The sequence below is a fragment of the Dactylosporangium maewongense genome, from assembly GCF_039531485.1.
GTDB classification, from domain to species: domain Bacteria; phylum Actinomycetota; class Actinomycetes; order Mycobacteriales; family Micromonosporaceae; genus Dactylosporangium; species Dactylosporangium maewongense.
In genome coordinates this window covers 1-956 of record NZ_BAAAQD010000098.1, presented here as the reverse complement: position 1 = coordinate 956, position 956 = coordinate 1, and the positions used below count along the sequence as shown (strand labels likewise).

The 956-nt window shown below is 67.9% G+C and carries 1 protein-coding gene and 1 pseudogene; both read left to right on the top strand.

The genetic code is table 11. From position 1 onward, the window contains the following. Positions 1-677 (top strand): RNA-guided endonuclease InsQ/TnpB family protein (locus tag ABD332_RS59880; protein WP_344516098.1); only part of this gene is annotated, 677 nt, incomplete at its 5' end. A gap of 15 nt (positions 678-692) precedes the next feature. Continuing rightward, positions 693-956, top strand: a pseudogene (locus tag ABD332_RS60430) (RNA-guided endonuclease InsQ/TnpB family protein); the annotation flags it as partial.

The following is a 956-nucleotide window of genomic DNA, read 5'->3' as shown; positions in this document are numbered from 1 at the left end:
TCGTGCAGCTCCGTTACAACTTCCGCGTGTATCCGACGCCTGGCCAGCAGATCGAGCTGGCGCGGGCGTTCGGGTGCGCGCGGGTGGTGTTCAACGACGCGCTCAGGCTGCGCCGGCAAGCCCGTGAGCAGGGCTTGCCGTACGTCTCGGACGCCGAACTGTCCAAGCAGGTCATCACGCGGGCCAAGACGACGCCGGAACGGGCGTGGCTGGGCGAGGTTTCGGCCGTGGTGTTGCAGCAGGCCCTCGCGGATCTGAACACCGCCTACCGCAACTTCTTTGCCTCGGTCACCGGCAAGCGCAATGGTCGCAAGGTCGCACCGCCACGGTTCCGGTCCCGCAAGGACAACCGGCAGGCCATGCGGTTCACGAAGAACTCCCGGTTCAAGGTTCTCGACAACGGACGCCTGCGGCTGCCGAAGATCGGCGACCTCGTGGTCCGCTGGTCACGGACGCTGCCATCGGACCCGTCCAGCGTGGCGATCATCAAGGACGCGGCCGGGCGGTACTTCGCCTCGTTCGTCGTCCAGAGCACCGACGAGCCGCTGCCCGAGCTGGACTCGGAGGTGGGCATCGACCTCGGGCTGACGCACTTCGCGGTGCTGTCGGACGGTACGAAGGTCACCGCACCGAAGTTCCTGCGGCGCGCGGCCCGCAAGCTCAAACGGTTGCAATAGGCGCTCGCCCGCAAGCAGCCGGGCAGCAACAACCGCAGGAAGGCAGTCATCAAGGTCGCTCGGGCGCACGCCCGGGTTGCCGACACCCGGCGGGACTGGCAGCACAAGCTGTCCACGACGTTGATCCGCGAGAACCAAGCGGTGTACGTCGAGGACCTGTGCGTCGCCGGTCTCGGCCGGACCCGGCTTGCCAAGTCGGTGCACGACGCAGCGTGGGCCGGCTTCACAGCCATGCTGGAGTACAAGGCCGCCCGGTACGGGCGCACCTTCGCCCGGGTG